At 60.5% G+C, this 8,246-nt stretch carries 9 protein-coding genes and 1 pseudogene; 8 read left to right on the forward strand and 2 right to left on the reverse strand.

All coding sequences use genetic code 11. The annotated features are described in order from the left end of the window. Both CAPSK01_RS13635 and CAPSK01_RS13640 read right to left on the reverse strand, forming a co-directional pair. Positions 1–188, reverse strand: a pseudogene (locus CAPSK01_RS13635) (4-deoxy-4-formamido-L-arabinose-phosphoundecaprenol deformylase); the annotation flags it as partial. A gap of 46 nt (positions 189–234) precedes the next feature. Then, positions 235–606, reverse strand: a complete 372-nt coding sequence (locus CAPSK01_RS13640) for an Mth938-like domain-containing protein (RefSeq protein ID WP_034927672.1) — start codon at positions 604–606, stop codon at positions 235–237. A 146-nt stretch (positions 607–752) separates the two neighbouring features. On the opposite strand from CAPSK01_RS13640, the gene alaC reads away from it, so the two are divergent. From alaC to CAPSK01_RS13680, 8 genes are all read left to right on the forward strand, one after another. Further along, the gene (gene alaC, locus CAPSK01_RS13645; protein WP_034927675.1) at positions 753–1,937 is read left to right on the forward strand and encodes an alanine transaminase; all 1,185 of its coding nucleotides are present in this window, start codon (positions 753–755) and stop codon (positions 1,935–1,937) included. A gap of 9 nt (positions 1,938–1,946) precedes the next feature. Then, on the forward strand, positions 1,947–3,179 hold the full coding sequence (locus CAPSK01_RS13650) for a pyridoxal phosphate-dependent aminotransferase (RefSeq protein WP_034927677.1): 1,233 nt from the start codon (positions 1,947–1,949) through the stop codon (positions 3,177–3,179). 61 nt (positions 3,180–3,240) lie between these two features. Further along, positions 3,241–4,551 carry a homoserine dehydrogenase gene (locus tag CAPSK01_RS13655; RefSeq protein WP_034927680.1) on the forward strand — a complete coding sequence of 437 codons (1,311 nt, stop codon included), beginning with the start codon at positions 3,241–3,243 and terminating at the stop codon, positions 4,549–4,551. A gap of 335 nt (positions 4,552–4,886) precedes the next feature. Next, positions 4,887–5,903, forward strand: a complete 1,017-nt coding sequence (locus CAPSK01_RS13660; protein ID WP_273703687.1) for an agglutinin biogenesis protein MshI — start codon at positions 4,887–4,889, stop codon at positions 5,901–5,903. 86 nt (positions 5,904–5,989) lie between these two features. Continuing rightward, positions 5,990–6,595, forward strand: coding sequence for a hypothetical protein (locus CAPSK01_RS22995; protein ID WP_273703688.1), 606 nt, complete (start codon positions 5,990–5,992; stop codon positions 6,593–6,595). 4 nt (positions 6,596–6,599) lie between these two features. After that, positions 6,600–7,283, forward strand: a complete 684-nt coding sequence (gspM, locus tag CAPSK01_RS13670; protein WP_034927683.1) for a type II secretion system protein GspM — start codon at positions 6,600–6,602, stop codon at positions 7,281–7,283. Beyond that, the gene (locus tag CAPSK01_RS13675; protein ID WP_273703689.1) at positions 7,280–7,648 is read left to right on the forward strand and encodes an MSHA biogenesis protein MshK; all 369 of its coding nucleotides are present in this window, start codon (positions 7,280–7,282) and stop codon (positions 7,646–7,648) included. Before gspM ends, CAPSK01_RS13675 begins: the two co-directional genes overlap by 4 nt. Then, positions 7,570–8,246 (forward strand): secretin and TonB N-terminal domain-containing protein (locus tag CAPSK01_RS13680; RefSeq protein WP_273703690.1); only part of this gene is annotated, 677 nt, incomplete at its 3' end. The genes CAPSK01_RS13675 and CAPSK01_RS13680, both read left to right, overlap by 79 nt.

Here is an 8,246-nt window from a genome sequence, read left to right on the forward strand (position 1 = left end):
CGGGTGAGGCGATCGTAGTAACGGCTTGGCGAGGCCAAGCGTGCTTCCCGGCCGCTGCAGTCCGGACCTAGCGAGAAGAAGAAAGTCCCGGCAGCATCGTGCCGCTGCAACAACTCGACCAACGTCGGCACACCGACCAGCGTGCCGCGGCAGGTGTCGACGTCGATCTTGAGGGCGATTCGCTTTATCGGCACGGGATGGGTGGGCATCGCCGCCGGTGTCTGCCGGAGGGGCTCAGACAAGGAGCAGGCCGACGGCGACCTTGCGCCCTTCACCGATCAGGATGTTGTAGGTACGACACGCGGCCGGCACATCCATCACTTCGATCCCCTTTTGCGCCCGCAGCAGGGGCCGCATCAGTTCGGGACTCGGAAAGCGCAGCCGCTGGCCGGTGCCGAGCAGGACGATTTCGGAATCCAGTGCGGCGAGCAGTTCGATGTCGGCGACGCTCAGCGTTGCGAAGGTCGCCTGCGTCCAGTTGGGCAGCAGGCGGTCGGGCAGAACCGCCAGATTGCAGTGGTGACGGACGCCGTTCACGCTGACGTAGTCTTCTCCATAAGCGGTAAAGGTGTTCAGTCCAGAGGTGTTTTCGAGTTGCAGTTTCATGAAAATTGCGGTGAGCAATACGTTAAAGTAGGATTATAGCTTTTTTGTCGAACCCGTTCAGACGGCGGCAGCGCGCAATCACTGCCCGTGCCGCAGGCTGATCGAGGGGTCGTCAAACGATACCGACCATTACCCGAGCCTGGATCATGAGAGAGTTTTCGCGCATCAAACGTTTGCCCCCCTACGTGTTCAGCATCACCGCCGAGCTGAAGATGGCCGCCCGCCGGCGTGGTGAGGACATCATCGACATGAGCATGGGCAACCCGGACGGCCCGACGCCACAGCACATCACCGACAAGCTGGTCGAAGCGGCGCAGCGCGAGAACACGCACGGCTATTCGATTTCGAAGGGGATTCCACGCCTGCGTCGAGCGATTTGCGATTGGTATCAGCGGCGCTATGGCATCGGTTTCGACCCGGACAGCGAAGCCGTGGTAACCATCGGTTCGAAGGAAGGCCTCGCGCATCTGATGCTTGCCACCCTGGATCGCGGCGATACCGTCCTGGTACCCAACCCGTCGTACCCGATTCACATCTATGGGGCAATCATCGCCGGCGCCGACATTCGTTCGGTGCGCATGACCCCGGATGTCGACTTCATCGAGGAGGTGCAGCGCGCCATCCGCGAGTCGATTCCGAAACCGAAAATGATGATCCTCGGCTTTCCGAGCAATCCGACGGCGCGCTGCGTGGATCTCGATTTCTTCGAGCGCATCGTTGCTCTGGCCAGGCAGCATGACATTCTGGTGGTGCATGACCTGGCTTACGCCGACATCACCTTCGACGGCTACCAGGCGCCGTCGATCATGCAGGTGCCCGGTGCGCGCGAGGTCGCCGTCGAGTTCTTCACCATGTCGAAGAGCTACAACATGGCCGGCTGGCGGGTCGGCTACATGGTGGGCAACCAGGAACTGTGCAATGCGCTGGTGCGCATCAAGAGTTATCACGACTACGGCACGTTCACCCCGATCCAGGTTGCCTCGGTGATCGCGCTGGACGGTCCTCAGGACTGTGTCGAGGAAGTGCGTCAACTCTATCAGGGACGTCGCAACGTGCTCGCCAAGGGGCTGCACGAGGCCGGCTGGATGGTCGAGGTTCCCAAGGCGTCGATGTACATCTGGGCGAGAATTCCCGAGGTCTATCAGCCGATGGGCTCGCTCGAGTTTGCCAAGAAGCTGCTCAACGAGGCGCGCGTGGCGGTATCTCCCGGCGTCGGTTTCGGCGAATACGGCGACGACCACGTGCGTTTTGCACTGATCGAGAACGAGGAACGTACTCGCCAGGCCATTCGCGGCATCAAGGACATGTTCAGGAAGGATGGCCTGCTCTAGGCCAAAGTCATGAAACCGATACACAAATCAAGCAAGCTCGACAACGTCTGCTACGACATTCGTGGCGCTGTGCTGCAGAAAGCCAAGCAGATGGAGGACGAAGGCCACCACATCATCAAGCTGAACATCGGCAACCTCGCTGCTTTCGGCTTCGAAGCGCCCGAGGAGATCCAGCTCGACATGATCCGCAATCTGCCGAGTGCGGCCGGTTATGCGGATTCGAAAGGGATTTTCTCGGCGCGCAAGGCGATCATGCACTATACCCAGCAGAAGCACATCAAGGGCGTCGTGCTCGAAGACATCTACATCGGCAATGGCGTCTCCGAGCTGATCGTGATGGCGATGAACGCCCTGCTCAATACCGGCGACGAGGTGCTGGTGCCGGCACCCGATTACCCCCTGTGGACGGCCGCTGTGAGCCTGTCGAGCGGTACGCCATGCCATTATCTTTGCGATGAAGCGAACGATTGGCTGCCCGACCTCGACGATTTGCGCGCCAGGATCACGTCGAAGACGCGGGCGCTGGTGGTGATCAACCCCAACAACCCGACCGGTGCACTGTATCCGGACAGCGTGCTGCGCGAACTGGTTGCCATCGCGCGCGCGCACGGCCTGATCATCTACGCCGACGAAGTGTACGACAAGGTGCTCTACGACGGTGCCCAGCACACGGCGATTGCCTCACTGTCTCAGGATGTGCTGACGGTGACCTTCAACGGCCTGTCGAAGAACTACCGTTCCTGCGGTTATCGCGCCGGCTGGATGGTGGTTTCCGGTGACTTGCGTGCGGCGCGCGACTACATCGAAGGCCTCGACATGCTCGCCTCGATGCGTCTGTGTGCCAACGTGCCGGCACAGCACGCGATTCAGACTGCACTTGGCGGCTATCAGAGCATCGACGATCTGGTTGCGCCGGGCGGCCGCATGTATCGCCAGCGCGACCTCGCGTACCAGCTGATCACGGCGATACCCGGCGTCAGCTGTGTCAAGCCCAAGGCGGCTCTGTACATGTTTCCGCGCCTCGATCCGCAGATCTATCCGATCGAAAACGACCAGGAGTTCATCGCCGAACTGCTGCAGGAAGAACGCGTGCTGCTGGTCCAGGGCAGCGGCTTCAACTGGCCGGCACCCGATCACTTCCGCCTCGTCTTCCTGCCGTATGAAGACGATCTGCGCGACGCGATTGCCCGCATCGCGCGCTTCCTCGCCGCTTATCGCCAGCGCGCCGGAACGCAGGCGTAGTCCTGTCTGCCCCGCAGCCGCCCCGATCGCTTTTTCCATAACCCTCACTCGTGATTGCGCTATGAAACCTATCCACGTTGGACTTCTCGGGATCGGCACCGTCGGTGGCGGCACTTACGCCGTACTCCAGCGTAACGCTGAAGAAATCACCCGCCGCGCCGGACGCCCCATTCAGATCAGTATTGTTGCCGACAAGGACCGCGAACGGATCCGGCAGATCACCGGAGGAAGCTGCCGGATGACCGACGACGCCTTTGCAGTGGTCAGCGACCCGGAGGTTGACATCATCGTCGAGCTGATCGGTGGCTACGGCGTTGCCAGGGAACTCGTCCTGCAGGCAATCGCCAACGGCAAGCACGTGGTCACGGCCAACAAGGCCTTGCTTGCCAGGCACGGCAACGAGATTTTTGCGGCAGCCCAGGAACAAGGCGTGATGGTCGCTTTCGAGGCAGCCGTCGCTGGCGGCATCCCGATCATCAAGGCCCTGCGCGAAGGCCTCACCGCCAACCGCATCGAGTGGATCGCCGGCATCATCAACGGCACCACCAACTTCATTCTCTCCGAGATGCGCGACAAGGGCCTTTCCTTTGCCACGGCGCTCCAGGAAGCACAACGCCTCGGCTACGCCGAAGCCGATCCAACCTTCGACGTCGAAGGCGTGGACGCGGCGCACAAGCTCAGCATCATGTCGGCGATCGCTTTCGGCAACTCGATGAGCTTCGAGCAGGTGCACATCGAAGGCATCAGCCAGCTCGACGCAGCCGACATCCGGTACGCCGAACAGCTCGGCTATCGCATCAAGCTGCTCGGCATCACCAAGCGCACCCCCAAGGGCGTCGAGTTGCGCGTGCATCCGACGCTGATTCCCGCCAAACGGCTGATCGCCAACGTCGAAGGGGCGATGAACGCGGTGCTGGTCAAGGGCGACGCCATCGGCGCGACGCTTTATTACGGCAAGGGCGCCGGCGCCGAACCTACTGCCTCGGCGGTGATCGCCGATCTCGTCGATGTCACACGCATGCATACCGCCGACCCCGAGCACCGCGTCCCGCATCTCGCCTTCCAGCCCGACGCCATGGTTGATCTCGCGATTCTGCCGATCTCGGAGGTGGTCAGCAGCTACTACCTGCGCCTGCGCGTCGAAGACCGACCCGGGGTGCTTGCCGACGTGACGCGCATTCTTGCCGACGACGGCATCTCGATCGTTGCGATGATCCAGCGCGAGCCCGGCGAAGGCGAGGAGCAGACCGATATCATCATGCTCACGCACAAGACGGTCGAACGCAACATCGACACCGCGATTGCCGGCATCGAGGCGCTGCCGGCGGTCAAGGGCCGGATCATCCGCTTGCGGCTGGAAGAGCTGTTATAAGGAGGTTCTCATCAGGGGAGGGCAGCTGCGGGGACTGCTCTCGCTGACGGTGATCGAAGACCCTTCTGAAGGCGAGAGAATCTCTGGTGCCTGAGGCCATCAAGAGAATCTCGAAGAAACGGAAGCTGGAAAAGCATAAAGCAATGCTTTGATCGTGAGCTGGCGTGCCGTGCAGACGATGGCGGGCACGTGGATGCTATCGATTCTGTCTTTCCTTCTGTGCCGCCTGGACCGTCCACCCTCCCTCTCACGAGGGCGCCGCCTTCTGGAGAGGCTATTCCCGAAAACCGGGAATATGACCATGCGGAATAAAAGCCCCCCGGCTATATGCCGATATGTTAAATCAGCGCCTTGTCATTGAGCAGCTTAGTCGGTATATTTCGACGAAACGATTGCAGGGCAAGAAAATTATTCCGTTTCTCTTCACACGCCGCAAGTCAGGCTGGCTGTCCATCATTCCGCAGGGCGGCCGGGTGACGCTTGCGCATGTGGTGCGCGAACCGGATGCACGTCCGGAAGTCAGTCTGCTCGACTGTTTCGTGCTTGAGAATGGCCTCCACGAAGCTTTGACGCGTCTGCGTGTGACGCGGCAACTCAAATCCTATGTTTGTACGACTTTGATGGGTGAAGGCGAGTACACCGTCTCGCAGCTTGAGGCACCGCCGGTACCTGCAGAGGAGCGCAAGGAGGCCTTGCGCTGGGTGCTCAAGGAAATGGTGAGTTATCCGGTTGATAGTGCCTGCATCGACGTGCTCGATATTCCAAGAGCGGGCTTGCTACCAGGGCGGGCGGCGAGCGTTCTGGTGGTCTCCGCCGCCGAGCAGGCAGTGCGCGCGCGGGTCAGGGCGTTTGAGGAAGCCAGGATACCGCTGGAGGCGCTGGATATTCCCGAGTTGGCACAACGTAATGTGGCGGCCCTGCTGGAAGACGAGAACCGGGGTCTGGCGTTTCTCCGCATCGACGAGACCGGCATGATGCTGACGCTGACCTTTCAGGGCGAGCTGGTTGCGGTGCGGCGCGGCGAGATGAATTCGGGGCAATTGAACGGGCGTGATGCGGATCAACGGGCGCGCGTGCAGGAGCGTTTGGTGCTCGAGTTACAGCGCAGCCTCGACAATTTTGATCGGCAGTACAGTCAGATTCCCATTTCCAAGGTGATTTTGGCGAGCTATCCGCAGGTCGAGAATCTTGTCCGCGAACTGGGAGAAAACATCTATGTGCCGCTCAAGGAGATGGATCTCTCGTCGGTCCTGGATTTCCCGGCGGTGCCGGAACTGAAGAACCGTGAGTGCCAGGCCAAGCATCTCCTGGCGATTGGTGCAGCATTGCGTACCAAAGAGGGCTTGGCGTGAATCAGCAGATCAACCTCTACGAAGCACGCTTGCGACCCCGTCACGAACTGACCACAGGGCGCAACCTCGGGATTTGCGTCCTGGCCTTGCTGGTGCTGATGACGACGCTGTCGTTATGGGTCCGCTCGGAAGCCAACCGCAAATCAGCCGCTGCCTTGGCGTCACAACAGCAACTGACCGAGGAACAGGAGAGATTGAAGGCATTAAGCAAGCTGTTTGCGCAGCGGCAGGTCTCACCGGCACTGATCGCCGAGCGGGAAAGCACAAAAGCCATGCTGGCCGCTTCCAGGGAAGTCATCGAGGTTCTGAATTCGGGCAAGCTGGGCAATACCGATGGATTTTCCGGTTTCATGACCGGATTCGCGCGGCAATCGCAAACCGATTTATGGCTCACTGGATTTCGGGTGACGGGAAACGGGGAAATCGAAATTCAGGGACGCCTGCTTGATCCGGCGAAGTTGCCGGTTTATGTACAGCGCCTGAGTAGCGAGCCTGTATTTCAGGGGCGTCATTTCGCTGCGCTGGAAATGCGGGGCATGGATCCAGAGGAGCCGGCGGGCGAGACCAGGTTGTCTGAAAAATTCCTGAGTGCGGAAGTTCAGTCCAGGCCCGTTCCAAAATTGCCCCGTGTTGTCGAGTTCGTTCTTCGCTCGGCCAATGTCGGCAATGCGGAGGCAGGTACAAAACGGTGAAGCGATGAAGGAACAATGGCTCAAACTGGCTGCCCGCTATGATGCGCTGCAATTGCGCGAGCGTTGGCTGATTGCGCTTGCCGTGCTCGGCGGCATGGTGCTGGTTGCTTACAGTCTGGTCATTGAGCCAGCGCTGCAGCGTTCGCAACTGGCAGATCGCAATATCGCCGAACAGCGCGCGCAGATGTCCAGCCTGCAGGCGCAGATGGCGGCATTGCAATCGTCTGCACAGGACCCGGAGGCAGTCGTCCGTGCCGAAGTCGACGACCTGAGAAGACAACTGGGAGAAATGGCCGGTCGCCTTGAAATCCTGGAAAGTTCGCTGGTGCCGGCGCAGCGCATGTCCGGATTACTGGAAGACATGCTCGGGCGCAACAGCGGCTTGCGTCTGCTCAGTCTGAAAACACTGCCGGTTGCGCCATTGCTGGACAAGACGGGCGGAGTCGAGGAAAACGAAGCGTTCAAGTCGGCAGGCAAGCCGATGCCTGCCGTTCTCTTCAAGCATGGCGTTGAAATCAAACTGGAAGGCAGCTATCTGCAGCTGGCGGCGTATCTTGAGCGGCTGGAGCAGATCAAGCTCAAATTGCTGTGGAGCAACGTCACCCTTGCTGCCGAACGGCACCCCCGGCTGGTGCTGACGCTGACCGTATTCACGCTCAGCCTGGATCGGGCATGGCTGATTGTATGAATCGCCTGGTTGTCCTGTTGACATCGCTTCTGGCAGTTCTCCCTGTGCTGGCAGAGACGCTGTCGGACCCAACACGTCCGCCACCTGGGCTGTCTGCGGACACGCCGGATGCCGAGGCGGTGACCGGTCCTGTATTGCAGTCGGTCATGATTCCAAAGCAGGGCAAACCGATTGCCTTGATCGGGGGGCAGCAGGTCGGGCTCGGCCAGCGGTACGGCGAGCGTCGCCTGATCAGGCTGACCGAGTGGGAAGCCGTTCTCGCAGGGCCTGCCGGTATCGAACGCTTGTGGCTGACACCGGGCATCGAAAAAACCAAAGTCACCGCGCCTGTTGCCAAGGGCGCACCCAGTGGGAACAAACCGTGAACTCCAGATTGATTCTGCCGGCCATGCCAATCGCACTGCTGCTTGCCGGCTGCGCCATCAACCAGAAAGCGCCTGGAGCCAGCAGCACCTTCGACCGGATCGGTCAGGAAATGCAGAGCGCCGTGGGCGCCCGATCCAAGGGGATGGACGATGCACTGAGTCAGGCGATGTTGCCGCCATTGCAGCTGGACCTTCCTGATTCAGCGAAATACGTCGAGCCGCGTTTTGATCTGGCCCTGGTCAACGCGCCAGCCAGCCAGGTATTCATGGCGCTGGTCAGCAATACGCCTTACAGCATGCTGGTATCACCAGAGGTGACCGGCAACGTGACGGTACGCCTGAAAAACGTGACGGTGCGCGAAGCACTGGAGACACTGCGGGAACTATATGGTTACGAGTTCAAATTCCAGGGAACGCGCATCTATATTCAGCCCAACACGATCCAGACGCGTATCTTCCGGATCAACTATCTGGCCGGGAAACGTCAGGGGCAGTCCGACCTGCGGGTGATCTCGAGCTCGGTGGCCACCAATCAGCCACAGAACACCGGCCTCGCCTATCCGACGACCGCAAGTCCCGCCCCTGCCGTACCGGCGGG

Origin of the sequence: Candidatus Accumulibacter vicinus, from assembly GCF_000584955.1 — a bacterium.
Classification (GTDB): Bacteria; Pseudomonadota; Gammaproteobacteria; order Burkholderiales; family Rhodocyclaceae; genus Accumulibacter; species Accumulibacter vicinus.